Origin of the sequence: Actinomadura montaniterrae (assembly GCF_008923365.1) — a bacterium.
GTDB classification, from domain to species: domain Bacteria; phylum Actinomycetota; class Actinomycetes; order Streptosporangiales; family Streptosporangiaceae; genus Spirillospora; species Spirillospora montaniterrae.
Map to the genome: position 1 here is coordinate 1 of NZ_WBMR01000049.1, position 17,576 is coordinate 17,576.

General features: G+C 75.5%; 15 protein-coding genes and 1 pseudogene. 5 read left to right on the forward strand and 11 right to left on the reverse strand.

The features are described 5' to 3' along the window. Window positions 1-182 precede the first annotated feature (182 nt). Window positions 183-926: a YoaK family protein gene (locus F9B16_RS18710; protein WP_192808857.1), complete on the forward strand. Its 744-nt coding sequence runs from the start codon at window positions 183-185 to the stop codon at window positions 924-926. A 30-nt stretch (window positions 927-956) separates the two neighbouring features. Here the strand turns inward: F9B16_RS18710 and F9B16_RS18715 are convergent, their stop codons facing one another. From F9B16_RS18715 to F9B16_RS18730, 4 genes are all read right to left on the reverse strand, one after another. After that, on the reverse strand, window positions 957-1,220 hold the full coding sequence (locus tag F9B16_RS18715) for an MGMT family protein (protein WP_264159730.1): 264 nt from the start codon (window positions 1,218-1,220) through the stop codon (window positions 957-959). Further along, a complete protein-coding gene (locus F9B16_RS18720; protein ID WP_225991746.1) occupies window positions 1,130-2,455 on the reverse strand; it encodes a S8 family serine peptidase in 1,326 nt (441 codons plus the stop codon). Before F9B16_RS18720 ends, F9B16_RS18715 begins: the two co-directional genes overlap by 91 nt. An 11-nt stretch (window positions 2,456-2,466) precedes the next feature. After that, window positions 2,467-2,688, reverse strand: coding sequence for a hypothetical protein (locus tag F9B16_RS18725; RefSeq protein ID WP_151541381.1), 222 nt, complete (start codon window positions 2,686-2,688; stop codon window positions 2,467-2,469). Between the two features lie 90 nt (window positions 2,689-2,778). Beyond that, window positions 2,779-4,152, reverse strand: coding sequence for an NAD(P)/FAD-dependent oxidoreductase (locus F9B16_RS18730; RefSeq protein ID WP_151541382.1), 1,374 nt, complete (start codon window positions 4,150-4,152; stop codon window positions 2,779-2,781). 379 nt (window positions 4,153-4,531) lie between these two features. Between F9B16_RS18730 and F9B16_RS18735 the strand changes: the two genes are divergently transcribed. The 3 genes from F9B16_RS18735 to F9B16_RS18745 all read left to right on the forward strand — a co-directional run bounded on the left by F9B16_RS18735 (window position 4,532) and on the right by F9B16_RS18745 (window position 9,670). Continuing rightward, window positions 4,532-5,116 (forward strand): YbhB/YbcL family Raf kinase inhibitor-like protein, encoded by a 585-nt coding sequence (locus F9B16_RS18735; protein WP_151541383.1) that lies wholly within the window; start codon window positions 4,532-4,534, stop codon window positions 5,114-5,116. Window positions 5,117-5,371: 255 nt separating this feature from the next. Further along, a complete protein-coding gene (locus F9B16_RS18740; RefSeq protein ID WP_151541384.1) occupies window positions 5,372-7,267 on the forward strand; it encodes a chromosomal replication initiator protein DnaA in 1,896 nt (631 codons plus the stop codon). A gap of 135 nt (window positions 7,268-7,402) precedes the next feature. Beyond that, window positions 7,403-9,670: a SulP family inorganic anion transporter gene (locus F9B16_RS18745; protein WP_151541385.1), complete on the forward strand. Its 2,268-nt coding sequence runs from the start codon at window positions 7,403-7,405 to the stop codon at window positions 9,668-9,670. Between the two features lie 50 nt (window positions 9,671-9,720). On the opposite strand, the gene F9B16_RS18750 is transcribed toward F9B16_RS18745, so the two are convergent. After that, window positions 9,721-10,008 (reverse strand): hypothetical protein, encoded by a 288-nt coding sequence (locus F9B16_RS18750; RefSeq protein WP_151541386.1) that lies wholly within the window; start codon window positions 10,006-10,008, stop codon window positions 9,721-9,723. A 430-nt stretch (window positions 10,009-10,438) separates the two neighbouring features. Here F9B16_RS18750 and F9B16_RS18755 point away from each other — a divergent pair. Further along, window positions 10,439-11,098, forward strand: a pseudogene (locus F9B16_RS18755) (alpha/beta hydrolase); the annotation flags it as partial. Between the two features lie 83 nt (window positions 11,099-11,181). Here the strand turns inward: F9B16_RS18755 and F9B16_RS18760 are convergent. From F9B16_RS18760 to F9B16_RS18785, 6 genes are read right to left on the reverse strand one after another with little or no spacing between them, the layout of a single operon-like run. Next, complete coding sequence (locus F9B16_RS18760) at window positions 11,182-11,874, reverse strand: N-acetylmannosamine-6-phosphate 2-epimerase (protein WP_151541387.1); 693 nt, start codon at window positions 11,872-11,874, stop codon at window positions 11,182-11,184. After that, a complete protein-coding gene (locus F9B16_RS18765) occupies window positions 11,871-12,710 on the reverse strand; it encodes an ROK family protein (protein WP_151541388.1) in 840 nt (279 codons plus the stop codon). Before F9B16_RS18765 ends, F9B16_RS18760 begins: the two co-directional genes overlap by 4 nt. Next, window positions 12,707-13,648 (reverse strand): dihydrodipicolinate synthase family protein, encoded by a 942-nt coding sequence (locus tag F9B16_RS18770; RefSeq protein WP_225991747.1) that lies wholly within the window; start codon window positions 13,646-13,648, stop codon window positions 12,707-12,709. The genes F9B16_RS18765 and F9B16_RS18770 overlap by 4 nt, the downstream gene beginning before the upstream one ends. Beyond that, window positions 13,645-14,661, reverse strand: coding sequence for an oligopeptide/dipeptide ABC transporter ATP-binding protein (locus F9B16_RS18775; RefSeq protein WP_151541389.1), 1,017 nt, complete (start codon window positions 14,659-14,661; stop codon window positions 13,645-13,647). Before F9B16_RS18775 ends, F9B16_RS18770 begins: the two co-directional genes overlap by 4 nt. Beyond that, the gene (locus F9B16_RS18780) at window positions 14,658-16,619 is read right to left on the reverse strand and encodes a dipeptide/oligopeptide/nickel ABC transporter permease/ATP-binding protein (RefSeq protein ID WP_151541390.1); all 1,962 of its coding nucleotides are present in this window, start codon (window positions 16,617-16,619) and stop codon (window positions 14,658-14,660) included. The genes F9B16_RS18775 and F9B16_RS18780 overlap by 4 nt, the downstream gene beginning before the upstream one ends. Next, entirely contained in the window at window positions 16,616-17,575 is a 960-nt protein-coding gene (locus tag F9B16_RS18785; RefSeq protein ID WP_151541391.1) for an ABC transporter permease, read from the reverse strand. The genes F9B16_RS18780 and F9B16_RS18785 overlap by 4 nt, the downstream gene beginning before the upstream one ends. Window position 17,576: the final 1 nt, after the last annotated feature.

The window sequence follows — 17,576 nt, forward strand, 5'->3', positions numbered from 1 at the left end:
GGGTTCGCCGGGGGGCGGGTCTTGGACCTCGTCCGGCGCTCGTTCGTGCCGGTGGTGGCGGGCCTCGTGGTCGCCACCGTGGCCGGCCTGATCATCTACTGACGCGCCCGCCCGTCCGGGCGCGCCGCCGCACGCCGGCGCGCCCGGACGCGCCGCGTCCCGTCCCCTCGGTAAGGAGCAAGGTGACCACCTCGTCCGACCTGTCCACGGCCGCCGCGCCCGGCACCCCCGGCGCGGCGGCCGCGGGCCGGCCCGCCCTCTCCCCCGCCCGGCTGCGCGCCGTGCTGCTGGTGCTGCTGACGTTCGGCGCCGGCGCGACCGACATCGTCGGCTTCCTCGGCATGGAGAAGGTCTTCACCGCCAACATGACCGGCAACATCGTGCTGTTCGGCCTCGCGGCGGGCGAGGCGCACGGCGTCGACCTGGCCCGCTGCGGGATCGCCACGCTGGCGTTCGCGCTCGGCCTGTACGCCGGGTTCCGCGTCGCCGGACGCACCGACCCCGAGCACGTGTGGCCCGCCCGCGTCACCGCCGTCCTGTGCGTGGTCCTCGCCCTGCAGACGGTGTTCCTCGCCGGATGGGCGCTCGCCGGCGCGGAGCCGCACGGCGCGGGGCTGCTCGCGCTGATCGCGCTGTCGTCCACCGCGATGGGCGCGCAGACCGCGGCGGCGCGCAGCATGGCCGCCGACGGCGTCACCACCACGTTCGTCACCGGCACGCTCACCTCGATCATGGGCGGCCTCACCGCCGGGCAGACCGCGGCTGCCGGGCTGCGGACCTCGGTCATCGTCGCGCTCGCCGCGGGCGCCGCCGTCGCCGGCGCGCTGATGGCGCACGCCCCCGTCGCCGCGGCGGCGCTCAGCCCCGCCGTCCTCCTGATCGTCGTCCTGGCGGCGCGCCGCCTCCACCCCGGCCGCGCGTCCTGACGGGCCGCGCGTCCTGACGGGCCGGGCGGGTCAGGCGCGGCCGTCCCAGCGGGCGCGGACCATGTCGACGCGGCGGCCGTCCGGCCGCAGCGGGGTGCCCTCGGCGCGGTAGTGCTCGTGCGCCTCGACCTCGTTGCAGGCCGGCGGGCGGCCGTCCGCGCGGATCACCCGCCACCACGGCACCCCGCCGCCGAACAGCGACATCACCCGTCCGACCTGCCGCGGCCCGCCCCGCCCCACCATCTCGGCGATGTCCCCGTACGCGAGGACGCGGCCCGGCGGGATGCGGTCCACCGTGTCCAGGACCGCCTCGGCGTACTCGTCAGGTTCCGACCACATGCGACGATTCTCCAGGCCTCGTCCCGCCACCGCCACCCGGTCGCCACCAGCCCCGCCAGGCACAGCGCGCAGAGCCCGACGCAGGTCACCACGAGCGCGCCGGACCGGTGGACGACCTGGACCGGCCGGACGTCCCCCGCCGCGAACCGGCGTCCGGCGGGCAGCCCCGCGCCGCCCGTCCGGGCACCCGCGAGCGCGTCGGACGCGGTCAGCGCGCCGAGCGCGTCGACCCGCCCGAAGCCGACGCCGAGGTCGTAGCCGCCGGCCGGACGGTGCCGGGCGCTCGCCACCACCGCCTGCGCGACCAGCGCCGGGGCGAGGCCCGGATGCCGCGACCTGACCAGCGCCGCGACGCCCGACACGAACGCGGTCGCGGGGCTCGTGCCGTCGCCGATCCAGTACCGGTCGCCGGGCCCCGCGCCGATGATCTGGACGCCGGGCGCCGACACGACGACGGCCGAGTTGCGGTTGGAGAAGTTCGCGTGCCGGCCCTGCGCGTCCACGGCCGCGACGGAGATGACGCCCGGAAACGACGCCGGATAGGAGTACCGGGTGTGGCCGCCGCGCTTGGCCGTCCGGTCGGCGCCGCCGTTGCCGGCCGCCGCGACCACCACGACGTTCCGGCCGACCGCGTAGGCGACGGCGGCGCGCTCCCGCTCGGTCGGGTACGAGCGGCCGAGCGACAGGTTGATCACGTCGGCGCCGTGGTCGACGGCGTACCGGATGCCGTCCGCGATCGTGCCCGCGTAGCGGCGGTTCCCGGTGAACGCCGCGAAGCCCGGCTCGTCCCGTTCCAGGATCACCCGCAGGGACAGCAGCCGGGCCTGCGGCGCCACCCCGACCACGCCGAGGGAGCCGTCCGGGCCGTGCCCGTGACCCGCGATGATGGACGCCATGTTGGTGCCGTGCAGCCGCTTCGGCGGGACGCCGGCGGGCGACGCGCCCTCGGTGTAGTCGGGGCCGGTCGTCACCGAGCCGGCGAGGTCGGCCTGGTGCGGGTCCACGCCCGAGTCCAGGACCGCGACGGTCGTGCCCGCGCCGCGCGCCAGCGTCCATGCCTCCGGCACGTCCAGGGACTCCAGCACCCGCGTCACCGCGTCCCGCACCTGGTCGGCGCGCGCGGTGCCCGGGACCAGCGGCGGGACGGCCAGCGCCGCCGCGACGAGCACCGCGCCCAGCCTCGCCAGCACGACCGGCCTCCTCAGCACGACCACTCCCGCGTGCCGCAGCGGATCCGGGCGGGCGCGGTGAGCGGGTGCAGCACCGCGTCCTCCCAGAGCGCGTCGATGATCCGCTCGGCGGGCAGCAGGGCGCCGGGGTCCAGGGCGAGCAGCGTCAGCAGCGCCCGCAGCCGCGCTCCCCCGACCTCGACGGGAGCGCCGTCCGCACGCACCTCCAGGGGCCCCAGGATCCCGATCCGCACACCGGCGATTCTCCCCCACCGCCGGACATGCCGGAGCCCCGGCGGTCACGGGGACCGCCGGGGCTCCGGGTGCCGGGCGAGGGGGGCGGGTCAGGCCGCCGGCTCGCTCGACTTCGCCTTCGGCTTGATGTCGTCCAGGGCCGCGAGCTCGAAGTCGGCGCGCGGCTGCTCGACGCTGGCCAGCGAGACGGTCTCGCGCTTGAGGAACAGCGCGAGCGTCCAGTCCGCGATGACGCGGATCTTGCGGTTGAACGTCGGGACCATCGCACCGTGGTAGCTGCGGTGGAAGATCCACGCGGGCCAGCCCTTGAGCTTGAAGCCCATCGGGTTCGCGACGCCCTTGTGCAGGCCGAGCCCGGCGACGGCGCCGAGGTTGCCGTGCACGTACGGCTTGAGGGCCTTGCCGCGCAGCGACCGGACGATGTTGTCGGCCAGCACCTTGGACTGCCGGACGGCGTGCTGGGCGTTCGGGGGGCAGAACATCCCGTCCTGGGTGAGGTCGGGGATGGCGGCGTTGTCGCCCGCGGTGAACGCGCGCACCAGGCCCTCGATGGTGAGGTACTCGGTGCCCTTGACGCGGCCCCGCTCGTCCACCGGCAGGTCGCCGTGCCGGACCACCGGGGACGGCTTGACGCCCGCGTTCCACACCAGCGTGCCGGCCTGGAAGCTGCTGCCGTCCGACAGCTCGATCTGGCCGTCGACGGCGGACTGCAGGAAGGTCTTCATCTTCACGTCGATGCCGCGGCCGCGCAGCTGCTCGGCGGTCCACTTGCCCATGTCGGGGCCGACCTCGGGCAGGATGCGGTCGGCGGCCTCGACGAGCATGAACCGCAGGTCCTGCGGGGTGACCTTGCGCATGTACTTGGTGGCGTCGCGGGTCATGTCCTCGAGCTCGGCGATCGCCTCGACGCCGGCGAACCCGCCGCCGACGAACACGAAGGTGAGCGCCTTGCGGCGGAGGTCGACGTCGTCGGTGGACTCGGCGATCTCCAGCTGCTCCAGCACGTGGTTGCGCAGGTGGATGGCCTCGCCGACGGTCTTGAGGCTGATGCCGTTCTCGGCCAGCCCGGGGATGGGCAGCAGCCGCGGCACCGCGCCGGCGGCCATGACCAGGTAGTCGTAGGAGATCCGCTCCGGCGGCCCGGCCAGCGGCTGGACGATCGCCCAGCCCTCGTCGTGGTTGAGCTCGGTGACCCGCGCCTTGCGGACGGTGCAGCGGGGCAGCACCCGGCGGAGCGGGACGACGACGTGCCGCGGGGAGATGTTCCCGGCGGCGGCCTCGGGGAGGAACGGCTGGTACGTCATGTACGAGTTGGGGTCAACCACGGTGACCTTGACCTCGCCCCGCTTGAGCTCCTTCTTGAGCTTCTTCTGCAGGCGCAGGGCGGTGTACATGCCCACATAGCCGCCACCCACGATGAGGATGTGGGGAGCGCCAGGGGTCTCCTCGGCGGTCCTGGCCATTGCGGCCTCCTATGTCACGGTCGGCTTGTGAAGACATTCACAAACTAGCCGATGGAACGTGCTCGACACCAACCGAGAACCAGGAAAGAACACGAAAACTTCCCGATCCGGCAAAGTGGAGCGTTACCAAGGGTGTGAAACTCGCCACTCCTTCCCAAAAAATCGCCTGGAACGGGGCAAACCACGCATGACGCAACTCACATCGCGGTTGACGAGCGGCGCCACGGCCGCGGGCGGCCGAAAGGCCCGTTCCACACCCGGGGAAGCCCTAAGGTTGGGCCGGACGAGAAAGGGGGCGCCACCGGCGCGGTGCGCGCGGGACCCGGATGACGGCGATCCGGCGGCGCGCAGCGTACGATCTCGCCCGGGAGCGTAACGAATGAAGAGCAGAGACCGGCGTCCGATCCTGGCCGCGGCGGGCGCCCTCGCGCTCACCGCGGCGCTGGGCGGCTGCGGGCTGATCGGCCAGCCCCAGAACAAGAGCGCCGAGCTGTCGGAGTGGTTCACCGTGACCAGCCCGGTCTTCCGGGATGGGCGCGACTTGCCCACGCGGTACGGCTGCGCGAAGTACCCTGGCGGCGAGGGAAAGACCCCGCCGCTGCACTGGTCGGCGCCGGCCGGGACCAGGTCGTTCGCGATCGTGATGGACGACCCGGACGCCCCGGAGGGCGCCTACGTCCACTGGGTGATCGCGGGGATCGACGGCACGACCAACGAGCTCGTCGAGGGCGCCGAGATCCAGGGCGCCGTCGAGGGGCTCACCACAGGCAAGAAGGCGGGATACGCGCCCCCGTGCCCGCCCAAGGGAGAGCGGCATCGGTACCGGTTCACCATCTACGCGCTGGACGGTCCGGCGCCGTTCCGCCAGGGCGCCAAGCTCAGGGACTCGCTCGGCGCCATCGCCGAGCACACGGTGGGCCGCGGCCGGATCACCGGGAACTTCGGCGGCAATCAGGCGCGTTGACCGTGGAGCCTCCGGGCGCCGGGGTCGGCGCGGACCCCTTCGGGGGGCTGGAGCCAACAGGGGTGTGCGGGTGGCCCGAACGGGCCGGCCGGTACGCGTCGGGTGAGGGTAAATGTGCGCGAAGGGTGTGACAACGGTCATAGCGGTCGGACAGAATCGGACCTACTCCGAGGATGACCGACCGCCGGCGACGAACGGGCCCGACCCGCGGACCGCGCCGACGACTCTCGCCGGGCCAAGGCATTGGGTGGTGGCATGACTTCTTACATCGTGGTCTTCGGCCTCATTGTGGTCGTGGTCCTGGTGGTCGTCCTCGTGGCGCTCGGGCTGCGGGCCAGCAGGGCGGGCCGCGACGACGACGACTGGATGGACGACGAGCCGCAGCAGCAGCCGCGCGGCCGCCGCGGCGTCCCGCCGCCGCCCGACGACATGGGCGTGCAGGACGACGGCTACGGCCCCGGGTACGACCAGGGCTACGGCAGCGCAGCCCCCGACCCCGGCTTCGACCGGCGCGTCGCCGGCGGGCCGCTCGCCGCCCCGGCCCCCGCCGCTCCCCCGTCCCCGCCGCCGCCCGCTCCCGGCGGCCAGGCGTCGGACGAGATGGAGGACGACGACTACTGGGCCACCATCACCTTCGACAAGCCCAAGTTCCCGTGGCAGCACGGCCAGGAGGCGGGCGAGCCGGACCCGGCGGCCGACCCGCTGAACGGCCGGCACGCCGCCCAGCAGGCGCAGGCGACCCAGCACGTGGCGCCGCCCGAGCAGCAGCCCGCCGTCGAGCAGCCCGGCCTCACCCAGCCGGTCGCCCTCGGCGCGGACGGGACGATCCTCAACGGCCTCGGCGGCCCGTCCGGCACCGGCCCGCAGCAGGTCCCCGGCGGCGGCTTCCAGGGCGCCACGCCGTTCGCCGCCGATCCCGGCTCCACCTCGCACGACCCGATCCCGGCGGACCTCGGCGCGCTCGGCGGGCCGTCCGGCACCGGGCCGCAGTCCCCCTACGGCGTGCCGGACCAGCAGGTGTACGGCGGGCAGGAGCAGCAGCCGGCGTACGGCGCGGCCGACCAGTACGACCCGTCCTACGGCGGCGGCGAGCAGTTCGGCGGGCACGGCGACCAGCCGCACTACGGCACGCAGGACCAGCCCGGCTACGGCGACCAGCCGCAGTACGGCGTCCCCGACCAGCCCCAGTACGGGTCCCCGCACGAGCCGTCGTACGGCGACTTCGGGGGCGACCCGCTCGGCTCGCGCCCGGCGGGCGGGCGCCCGGACGCCTACGACCTGCCGCTCGGCTCGTCGGCGCCGCCGCCGCCGCAGCACCAGGCGCCGCCCGCGGCGGACCCGCTGGGCCTGCCGCTCGGCCGCACCGAGGAGCCCGTGCGCGGGTTCGGCGAGACCACCGGCGGGCTGCCCGGCCCGGCCGAGGCGATGCCGCCCGCTCCCCCGGCCGCTCCCCCGGCCCCGGCCGCTCCGGCGGCGCACGGCGGCCTCGGCGGGGCGCCGTCCGGCGGATCGGGCTCCGACACCGACAACCACAAGCTGCCGACCGTGGACGAGCTGCTCCAGCGCATCCAGACCGACCGGCAGCGCTCCGCGGGCGGCCCGTCCGGGGACTCCGGCGGCTCGTACGGGTCGCTGAACGACCCGCTGAGCGACCCGCTCGGCACCGGCTCGTTCGGCACCGGCGCGGGCGCGGGCGCGGGTTCGGGCGGCGGCTCCGGCACGGGTCCGTGGCCCCCGCCGGCGTCCGGCGGCGCGACCGGCTCCGGCGGCGGGTTCGACGGCGGGTACGGCGCGTCCGGCACGGGGTCCGGCGCCGGGTACGGCCAGGGCTCGCACACCGACGGGTACCCGACCGCGCCGGCGTACGGCGAGTCGCCCCGCTACGACGACCCGCTGAGCGGCGGGTCGCGGGAGCCGTACGGCTCCGGCGGGCAGGGCGGCGGCACGGGCGCCTACGGCGACTTCAGCGGCAGCAGCTACAACGGCGACCCGCTGGCCGCGCCGCACGACCCGGGCGCCACCCAGGCGTACGGCTCGGGCTACCCCGGGTCGTCGCAGCAGGGCGGCTACCAGCAGGGCGGGCAGCCGGACGACGGCAACCCGTACGGGTCGCGGCAGCAGCCCGACGACTGGGAGAACTACCGCCGCTGACGCGGCACCGCGCAAGCGACGGGACGAGGACCGCCGGTTTTCCGGCGGTCCTCGCTCGGTTCTCCGGCGCGCGGAGGGCGGCGCGTGCGGTGCGTTCAGGGCGCGATACCGGAGAATCCTGATTGGATACGGAGAGTGACTTCAAGGCCACTCAATGCATCCGCACTGCGCCGGGACGTGCTCGCGTCCTTCGTCGTGTTCCTGGTCGCGATCCCGCTGTCGCTGGGCATCGCGGTCGCCTCGGGCGCGCCGGTCGCCGCCGGGCTCGTCGCCGCCGTCGCCGGCGGCGTCGTCGCCGGGCTGGCCGGCGGGTCGCCGGTGCAGGTCAGCGGCCCGGCCGCCGGGCTGACCGTGCTGGTCGCCGACCTCATCGCCGCCTACGGCTGGCGGGCCACCTGCACGATCACCCTGCTCGCCGGGCTGCTGCAGATCGTGCTCGGGCTGAGCCGGGTGGCGCGCGTCGTGCTGGCCGTGTCGCCCGCCGTCGTGCACGGCATGCTCGCCGGCGTCGGGGCGGTGATCGTGCTCAGCCAGGTCCACGTCGTGCTGGGCGGCGGCCCGCAGGAGTCCGCCGTGGCCAACCTGCGGGAGCTGCCGGCGCAGCTGCTGCACCCGGCGCCGCACTCGGCGCTCATCGCCGCGCTGACCGTGCTGGTGCTGCTGGGCTGGTCCCGGCTGCCGCGCGGCGGCCGGCTGCGCCTGGTCCCCGGCCCGCTGCCCGCCATCGCCGCCGCCACCGCCGCCACGTGGGCGTTCGGGTGGCGGGCCGACCGGGTGGACCTGCCGGAGACCCTCCCGCACGGCTGGGGCCTTCCGGAGCTGCCGCACGGGTCGCCGCACGGCGTCGCGGGCGCCGTCGTCTCGCTCGCGGTCGTGGCGGCCGTCGCGTCGCTGCTGTGCAGCGTGGCGGTCGACCGCGTCCGGCCCGCCGGGGTCGCGCCCACCGACCTCGACCGCGAGCTGGCCGCGCAGGGCGCCGCGAACGCGGTGTCCGGGCTGTTCGGCGGCCTGCCGGTCGCGGGCGTGATCGTCCGCAGCACCGCCAACCTGGAGGCGGGCGCCCGGACCCGGCTGTCCGCCGTGCTGCACGGGGTGTGGGTGCTGGTGCTCGCGGTGTCCTGCGGGCCGGTCATCGAGCGCGTCCCGCTGTCGGCGCTGTCGGCGCTGCTGGTGGTGCTCGGCGTCCGGCTGGTGGACCCCGCGCGGATCCGTGACCTGCGCGACCATCGGGAGGCTCCCGCCTACGCCGCCACGTTCGCCGGCGTGGTCGTCCTCGGCCTCGGCGAGGGCGTGCTGCTGGGCATCGCCGTCACGGCGGTGCTGGCGCTGCGGCGGCTGACGCGGCTCACCGTCCGGACCGAGCGGCTCCTGCCCGCGCCCGGCGACGGGGACGTCCCGCCCCGCTGGCACGTGGTCGTGGAGGGAACGCTCACGTTCCTCGGGGTGCCGAAGGTGACGCGCGCGCTGCGGTCCGTCCCGGCGGGGGCGGGCGTGGACCTCGACCTCAACGTCGACTTCATGGATCATGCCGCCTTCGACGCCGTCCACCAGTGGCGGCTGGCGCACGAGCGCCAAGGAGGCAGGGTCGACATCGACGAGGTTCACGAGGGTTGGTATGAAAGAGGGGTGACAGGTGATTTGTCTTCGCCGCGTAAGTCGTCCCCTACCGCACGCTGGTGGGCTCCATGGGCGAATCGGCAGCGACGCTCCGCGAGCGCCGCCGAGACCCCGTCCCCGACCTCCGTCCTGCTCGACGGCGTCCGCGAGTACCACGACAGCACCGCCGGGCTGGTGCGGCCGATCATGGCCGAGCTGGCGATGGAGCAGAAGCCGGAGCTTCTCTTCATCACCTGCGTGGACTCGCGCGTCGTGCCCAACATCATCACCGCCAGCGGGCCGGGCGACCTGTTCATCAACCGGAACGTCGGCAACTTCGTCCCGCCGCACGGCTCGGCCGTCCCGGACGACTCGGTCATGGCGACGGTGGAGTACGCGACCAACGTGCTGGACATCCGCACGATCGCGGTCTGCGGGCACTCCAACTGCGGCGCGATGGCCGCGGTCATGGCGGGCGGCGAGGAGGTCGCGCACCTGGAGGGGCTGTCGCGCTGGCTCCGGCTCGGCGGGCCGACCCTGGAGCGCTTCCGCGCCGAGCAGGACCACGGCGACGACCCGCTGGCCCGGCTGAGCCAGCTCAACGTGATGCAGCAGCTCGACCACCTGCTCACCTACCCGTGGCTGCGGGAGCGCGCCGAGGCCGGGGAGCTGGAGCTCGTGGGGCTCTACTTCGATCTGAAGTCCGCGACGGTCAAGGTCCTCGATCGTGCCGAGGGGAAGTTCGCCACGATCCCGAACCACGTCCCGGAGTCGGCCTACCGGAACCCGGGCGACCGCAGGTCCTGACACCTGACGCGTAAGGGTCTCCGGGGCGCGGCCCCGGAGACCCTTCTTTTTCACCGTCCGACCAGCTGCTCCCCGCGCATCCGGCCGTCGTCCTCCGTCCTGCCGTCGTCGAGCCCGGGACGGATGTTCCGCGGCGAACCGCGGTGGTACAGGGCGCCCTCCTGCCGCGGGTCGCGGACGTACACTCCGGTCACCCGCCGCGCGGCGCGCGCGCCGCGGCCCGCCGGGGGCGTGAAAAGCGTGTCGCTGCGGCTGGCCCGCGCGAAGACCGCGAGGTAGACCAGGGCCCCCAGCACCCCGGTGAGCACGAGGGCCACGAACACGATGATGATGGACATCAGCGCTCCTCTCCACGGGGCGGCCACCGCGCCCCGCCGCCTCCCGCCGAACCGGCGATCAGCTCTACAGATGACGTTAGGCGCGCTCTTTCAGGTCGTTTGTGTCGTGTGACCCGAAGCCGCCGAGATCCACGCCACTCGGCTCGGGTGCGAGGTTCCCTGCACATCTCAGCTCTGGACGCCCGGGCTCCGCACTGTAGGATGTCCTACGTCCTACGGCAGGAGGTCCCGCCCCGTGAGCACCGGTTTCGATCCCGACATCGCCGAGTGGCTGCGGCTCCGCGCCGCCGACCCGACGGCCGCCGACGAGTCCGTCGAGGGCGCGCGCCGCCACTCGCTGGCCGTGAACGAGCGGTCGCTCGCGCTGCTGCCGAACCCGCCGGTCCCGTTCGCCGAGCACGCCACCGTCCTGGAGACCGCCTCCGGGCCGGTGCCCGCGCTGGTCGTCGAGCCCGCCGCCCGGCCCGCCGAGGCCGCGGTCGCGTTCTTCCACGGCGGCGGGTGGATCGCCGGCGACCTGCGGACGCACCGGCAGCACATGCGCCGCCTCGCGGTGGAGTCCGGCGCGGCGGTGATCGGCGTGGACTACCGGCTCGCGCCCGAGCACCCGTTCCCGGCGGCCTTCGACGACTGCCTCGCCGCGACGCTGCACCTCGCCGGGACCCGGACCGGGCCGCTCGCCGTGGCGGGCGACAGCGCGGGCGGCCAGCTCGCCGCGTCCGTCGCGCTCGCCTGCCGCGACCTGGGCGTCCGCCTGGCCGGACAGCTGCTGGTCGTCCCGGTCACCGACGTCACGGGCGGCTACGCCGATCCGGACGTGAACGCCCGCTACCCGTCCCGGGCCGAACGCGCCGACGGGTACGGGCTGACCATGGCGGGGATGCGCTGGTTCGCCGAGCTGTACCGTCCGCCGGGCCGCGGCGGCGACCGGCGGGTGTCGCCGCTGCGCGCCGCGGACCTCGCGGGCGTGGCGCCCGCCGCGGTCCACACCGCCGGCTTCGATCCGCTACGGGACGAGGGCGCCGCCTACGCCGCCGCGCTGGAGGCCGCCGGGGTCCCGGTCGTCCACCGCGACTGGCCGACGCTCAACCACGGCTTCTTCGGCCTGGGCGGCGTCTCCGCGACCGCCGCCCGCGCCGCGAGCCAGGCCGCCACCGACCTGAGGTCCCTCCTTCAGCGGGGTGGGAGGGCGGCGGCGAAGCGGGCGGTGATCCAGCGGGGATCGATGATCGCGGTGCCGACGACCACGCAGGACGCGCCCGCCTCGATCGCCGCGGACGCCGACGCGGGCGCGTGATAGCGGCCCTCGGCGACGATCAGTGCGCCGGGGAGCTCCTCGCGCAGCGCCCGGACCAGCGCCAGGTCGGGGCCGTCCGGGGGCGGTCCGGGGGCCGTGTAGCCGGCGAGGGTCGTGGCGACCATGTCGGCGCCCGCCTCGGCGGCGGCGACGCCCTCGTCCAGGGCCGCGACGTCCGCCATGAACAGCGCGCCCTCGTCGTGGACGGCCTTGATCGTCTCGGTGAGAGGGCGGCCGTCCGGGCGCGGCCGGAACGTGGCGTCCGCCGCGACGACCTGCGCGCCCGCCCGGACGACGGAACGGGCCGCCTCGACGGTCGGCGTGATGAAGACGCCGCCGGCGCCGTCCTTGGTCAGGCCGATGACCGGGACGTCCACGGCGGCGGCGATGGCGGCGACGTCGGGCGTCCCGCCGACCCCGCCGCAGCGGATCGCGGCGGCGCCGCCCCCGGCGGCGGCCTCCGCCATCCGGACGAGCGCGGCGGTGTCGCGCAGCGGGTGCCCGTCCGGGGCCTGGCAGGACACGATGAGCCGGCCGGTGACGGCGGCGGCGAAGGTCTCGAGGTTCAACGGGCGCTCCCGTGCGGGGTGGTTGCGGCGAGCAGGGCCGCGCCGACCAGCGGCGCGTCCGTGCCGAGCCGGGCGGTGACGATCGGGGTCGCGCGCAGCGGCGGCAGCGCCTCGGCCCGGAACGCGGCGGCGACGGCGTCCAGGTAGGGCGGGCCGATCTGCGCGACGCCGCCGCCGATCACGACGGCGTCGGGGTCGACGACGGCGAGGAGCCCGGCCAGGGCGCGTCCCAGCAGCGTCCCGGCGCGCGGCGCGTCGCCGGTGGCGGCGATGGCGGGGCCGGACGCGACGGCCTCCAGGTGGTCGCGGCGCCCGCAGCCGCACGGCACCGGCCCCCGATCGGGGACGAGCAGGTGCGCCAGTTCCCCGGCGGTGCCGTGCGCCCCGTGGTCGAGGTCGCCGCCGGTGGTCAGCGCGCCGCCGACGCCCGTCCCGACCGAGACGTGCAGGACGCGGTGGAATCCGGTTCCGGCTCCCGCCCGGGCCTCGCCGTACGCCATGGCGCGGACGTCGTTGACCACGGTGACGGGCAGGCCGGTGAGTTCGGCGAGCGTCTCGCGGACCGGCGTCCCGGCCCAGCCGGGCAGGACGTCCGTCGCGGAGACGACGCGTCCGGTCGCCGGGTCGATCACGCCGGGCGCCCCCACCCCGAGCCCGCGGACCGGACCGTCGGCGAGGCCGTCCAGCAGTCCGGCCGCGGCGGCGAGCACGGCGGGGCCTCCCCCGGCCGGGGTCGGGACGCGCCCGCGCCGCAGGACCGTTCCCTCCGCGTCCACCAGGGCGGCGGCGATCTTGGTGCCGCCGATGTCGAGCGCGGCGAGCGTCCCGCCGCTCACAGCAGCCCGGCGGCGGCCAGCGTGCGGCGGACGTGCTCGGTCTCGGCGGCGTCCAGCTGGATCTGCGGCGGTGCGGTGACCGGGCAGTCGATGACGCCGCGCAGGTGCAGGGCGGCCTTGAACGAGCCGAGCGCCGACGACCCGCGCCCCATCCGGGCGGCGCCGCCCGCGTTGACGATGTCGAACAGGCGCAGCAGCCGCTCCTGCTCGGCGCGCGCCTCGTCCCAGCGGCCCTCGCGGCACAGCCGGTAGAGCCGGACGTACCCGTCGGGGTCGACGTTGCCGAGGCCGGGGACGACGCCGTGCGCGCCCATGGCGAGGGCCGAGTCGACGGTCAGCTCCGAGCCGGTCAGCACGCTGAACCCGCCGGTCCCCGCGTCGCGGAGGGCGACGAGCAGCCCGCGCAGCCCGCCCTCGTCGCCGCTGGAGTCCTTCACGCCGGCGAGGACGCCCTCGTCGGCGAGCCGCAGCAGCATCGCCGCGTCCAGCTTGGAATGCACCGATACCGGCAGGTCGTAGGCGTAGACGGGGACCGGGACGGCGGCGGCGACGCGGCGCAGGTGCGCCTCGATCTCGGCCGGGTGGGTGCGGGTGTAGAACGGCGCGGTCGCGACGACGCCGTCGCAGCCGAGCTCGGCGGCGGCGCGGGCGTGCTCGATGACCCGCAGCGTGGTCATGTCGATCGCGCCGGCGAGCACCGGGACCTGCCCGGCGACGTGCTTGACGACCGTCTCCAGCACCGTGCGGCGGTGCGCGTCGGGCAGGAACGCGACCTCGCTGGTGGAGCCGAGCACGAACAGCCCGTCCACGCCGGCGCCGACGAGGTGGTCGACGAGCCGTTCGAGGGACGCGGCGTCGACGTCCAGGCCGGGGGTCAGCGGCGTGCAGACCGGGGGGACGACGCCGGTCAAGGGCGGTGCGGCGGGAGCGGCGGTCACGGGATCTCCTGGGAAACGGGGGAAAGGGCGAGGTCGGACGGGTCGGTGACGGGATGCAGGCAGCGGTAGGCGTGCCCGGCGTCGCCCGCCGGGGTGAACGCGGGCATCGCGGCGGCGCACTCCTCGGTGGCGCGCCAGCAGCGGGTGCGGAACGGGCAGCCGCTCGGCGGGTGGACGGCCGACGGGACGGGCCCGTCCAGCCGGATCGGCTCCATCGGGTCGAGGAGGCTCGGCGTGGCCGACAGCAGCGCCCGCGTGTACGGGTGGCGGGTGTCGCCGCGGGCGACGGCGGCGGCCGGGGCGTCCTCGACGATGCGGCCGAGGTACATGGTGACGACGCGGTCGGACATGCGCCGGACGGTCTGGATGTCGTGCGAGACGAACACCATCGACAGCCCGAGCCGGTCCTTGAGGTCGAGCATCAGGTTGAGGATCTGCGCGCGCACCGACACGTCGAGCGCGGACGTGGGTTCGTCGGCGACCAGCAGCGACGGTTCGAGCGCGAGCGCGCGGGCGATCGCGACGCGCTGCCGCTGCCCGCCCGACAGCTGGCCGGGGAGGGCGGCGGCGAGGTGCGGCGGCAGCCCGACCAGCGACATCAGCTCGCGGACGCGGGCGTCGCGTTCGGCGGCGGTGCCGCGCCGGTGCACGTCGAGCGGGTCGCGCAGGATGGCCCGGACGGGCAGCCGCCGGTTCAGCGCGGTCGCCGGGTCCTGGAAGACCATCCCGACGGACGAGCCGAGCCGCGCCGACCGCTCGCGGGACTTCAGCGCGCCGAGGTCGTCGCCCTCGAACAGCACCGTCCCCTCGGTGGGCCGGGTCAGCCCGACGAGCACCTTCGCGAGCGTGGACTTGCCGCAGCCGGACTCGCCGACGATCCCGACCGTCTCGCCGCGTCCGATGGCGAGGTCGGCGCCGGTCAGCGCGTGCACGGCGGCGCGGCGCAGCGGGTTGCCGCCGCGCACCGGCAGCCGGACGTGCACGCCGCCCAGTTCCATGACGGGTGGGGTCATCGCGGTTCTCCCGCCTTGGCGGTGACGGGCGCTTCGGCCGCGCCGATCGGGTGGTGGCAGGCGAACGCGTGCCGGTGCGGCTCGCCGGACGCCTCGGGACGGGTCGTCGCGCACAGCTCGGTGGCGGCGGCGCAGCGGTCGGCGAACCGGCAGCCCGCCGGGAAGTGCGCGGGCGACGGGACGACGCCGGGGATCTGCACGGGACGCGCGTCGGCCGCCTCCAGCGACACGACCGCGCCGAGCAGCCCGCGCGCGTAGTGGTGCCGGGCCGCCCCGACGACCTCGGAGGTGACGCCGGCCTCGGCGACCTGCCCGCCGTACATCACCACGACGCGGTCGGTGACGTCGGCGACGAGCGCGAGGTCGTGCGAGACGAGGATCAGCGCGAACCCGAGTTCGGCGCGCAGCCGCAGCAGCAGCCGCATGACGGCGGCCTGGACGGTGACGTCGAGCGCGGTGGTCGGCTCGTCGGCGACGACGAGCCTCGGGTCGCGGGACAGCGCCATCGCGATCAGCACCCGCTGCCGCTGCCCGCCGGACAGCTCGTGCGGGTAGGCGCGCAGCGTGCGGTCCGGGTCGAGGCCGACGAGCTCGAGCAGCTCGGCGGGGGTGCGGGTGCCGCCGCGCCGGGTGAGCTGGCGGAGCTGGGCGCGGATCGTCATCGCCGGGTTCAGCGACGACAGCGCGTCCTGGTAGATCATCGCCATGTCGTGGCCGAGCAGCGCGCGGCGCTGCTTGGCGGGCAGGGCGCGCAGGTCGCGGCCGTCGAACAGGAGCCGTCCGCCGACGCGGGCGCCGCGCGGCTCCAGCCCCATGATCGCGAGGCTGGTGAGGCTCTTGCCGCAGCCGCTCTCGCCGACGAGGCCGACGACCTCGCCGGGCCGCACCTCCAGCGAGACGCGGTCGACGACGTCGACGTCGCCGTAGCGTCCGGGGAACCCGATGGTGAGGTCCTCGACGCGCAGCAGCGGTTCGCCGTCCGGGAGGGGACGGGCGCGGCCGGCGAGGCGGCGTCCGGCCTCGCGCAGGTCGCCGTCCAACTGGAGGGCCGGGGCCGAGGCCGGGACCGCGGCCGGCCGGGCGACGGTCGCGGCCGCGGTCCCGGAGCCGGGGGCCGCCTCGGTGTCGGAGCGGGCGGCGGGCGCGGCCCACGCGTCCGACACGCCCTCGGACAGGACGTTCAGCACGAGCACCGTGACCAGGATGAACAGGCCGGGGAAGAACGTCGCCCACCAGCCGCCCGCCAGCACGAGCGTCTTGCCGTAGGCGATGACGCTGCCCCACGACGGGTCCGGGTCCTGGACGCCGGCGCCGACGAACGACAGGCTCGCCTCGAACACGATCGCGTTGGCGACGACGATCGTGACGAACACCAGGATCGGCGCCGCGCAGTTGATCAGGACGTGCCGCCACAGGATGTGGCCGCGGCGGGCGCCGAGGACGCGTTCGGCGGCCACGTAGTCCTCGCCGTACTGCGACAGCACGTTGCCGCGCACGACCCGCGCGACCTGCGGGACGTACAGGAACGCGATCGTGCCGATGAGCACCGGCAGGCTCTTGCCGAACACGGTGACCAGCACGGCGGCGAGCGCGACGGCCGGGAACGCCATGATCACGTCGAGGCAGCGCATCACGGCCTCGTCCACGGCGCGGTGCGCGGTGGCGGCGACCGAGCCGAGCAGCGCGCCCGCGACGAGGGCGAGGAACGCGGCGCCGAGGCCGATCGCCAGCGACCAGCGCGCCCCGTACAGGACGCGGGCGAACACGTCGCGGCCGACGCGGTCGGTGCCGAACCAGTGGCCGCCGGACGGCGCCTGCCCCGCGACGCCGGTGGCCAGCGGGTCGTGCCGGGCGATCAGCGGCGCGGCGAGCGCCGCCACGACGATCACCAGCAGCACGCCCAGCGCGATCCGGGACGCGGGCCGCAGCCGCCGCCATCCCCGTAGCAGGACGGTCATCGCGTCGCTCCCTTCAGCCGCGGGTTCGCGAACAGGTACAGCACGTCCACGAGCAGGTTGACGACCAGGAACGTCAGCGCGATGCACAGCACGACGCCCTGCACGAGGGCGGGGTCGCCGGCGGTGACGCCCTGCATGATCAGCGTGCCGAGGCCGGGCAGCCCGAAGATCGCCTCGACCACGACGGCGCCGCTGAGCAGGTAGCCGATCTGCAGGCCGAGCACGGTCAGCGGGGTGATCAGCGCGTTGCGCAGCACGTTGCGGCCGACCACGACGACGCGGGGCAGCCCGCCGCCGATCGCGGTGCGCACGTAGTCGCGGTCGAGCTCCTCGACCATCGCGGTCCGCACGACCCGGGCCAGCAGCGACCCGACCGGGAACCCGACGGCGACCGCGGGCAGCGCGAGGCTGCGCAGCCAGCCGCCCACCGAGTCGCCGGGGTTGACGTACCCGCCGGTCGGGAACCAGCCGAGCCGCAGCGCGAACCACTGGATCAGCAGGATGCCGAGCCAGAACGACGGCATCGCGACGCCCGCCATGGACAGCACCCGGATGGCCTGGTCGGGCCAGCGGTCCCGGAACAGCGCCGCGGTGACGCCGAGGACCACCGCGAACACCACGCCGACCAGCACCGCCAGCAGCGTCAGCTGGAGGGTGAGCGGGAACGCCGTCCCGATCGCGTCGGTGACGGGCTTGCTCGGCGGCGCGGTCAGCCCGAGGTCGCCGTGCAGCAGGTCGCCGAGGAACCGGACGTAGCGGACCGGCAGCGGGTCGGTGAGCCCGTGCGCGGCGGCGTAGGCGTGCCGCGCCTCGGGCGTCGCGCCCTCGCCGAGCGCGTTGTAGGCGGGGTCGTTCGGGGAGAAGCGCAGCACGACGAAGACGAACAGCGTGATCCCGAGCACCATCGGCACGAGGGTCAGCAGCCGTCCCAGCGCCATGCGCAGGATCGTTGCCATC

What these genes read in the sequence shown, in the direction of transcription:
- F9B16_RS18730 (WP_151541382.1), bottom strand. Translation starts at nt 4,152, where the DNA reads ATGGCCAGGACCGCCGAGGAGACCCCTGGCGCTCCCCACATCCTCATC.
- F9B16_RS18735 (WP_151541383.1), top strand. Translation starts at nt 4,532, where the DNA reads ATGAAGAGCAGAGACCGGCGTCCGATCCTGGCCGCGGCGGGCGCCCTC.
- F9B16_RS18740 (WP_151541384.1), top strand. Translation starts at nt 5,372, where the DNA reads ATGACTTCTTACATCGTGGTCTTCGGCCTCATTGTGGTCGTGGTCCTG.
- F9B16_RS18750 (WP_151541386.1), bottom strand. Translation starts at nt 10,008, where the DNA reads ATGTCCATCATCATCGTGTTCGTGGCCCTCGTGCTCACCGGGGTGCTG.
- F9B16_RS18775 (WP_151541389.1), bottom strand. Translation starts at nt 14,661, where the DNA reads ATGACCCCACCCGTCATGGAACTGGGCGGCGTGCACGTCCGGCTGCCG.
- F9B16_RS18780 (WP_151541390.1), bottom strand. Translation starts at nt 16,619, where the DNA reads ATGACCGTCCTGCTACGGGGATGGCGGCGGCTGCGGCCCGCGTCCCGG.
- F9B16_RS18785 (WP_151541391.1), bottom strand. Translation starts at nt 17,575, where the DNA reads ATGGCAACGATCCTGCGCATGGCGCTGGGACGGCTGCTGACCCTCGTG.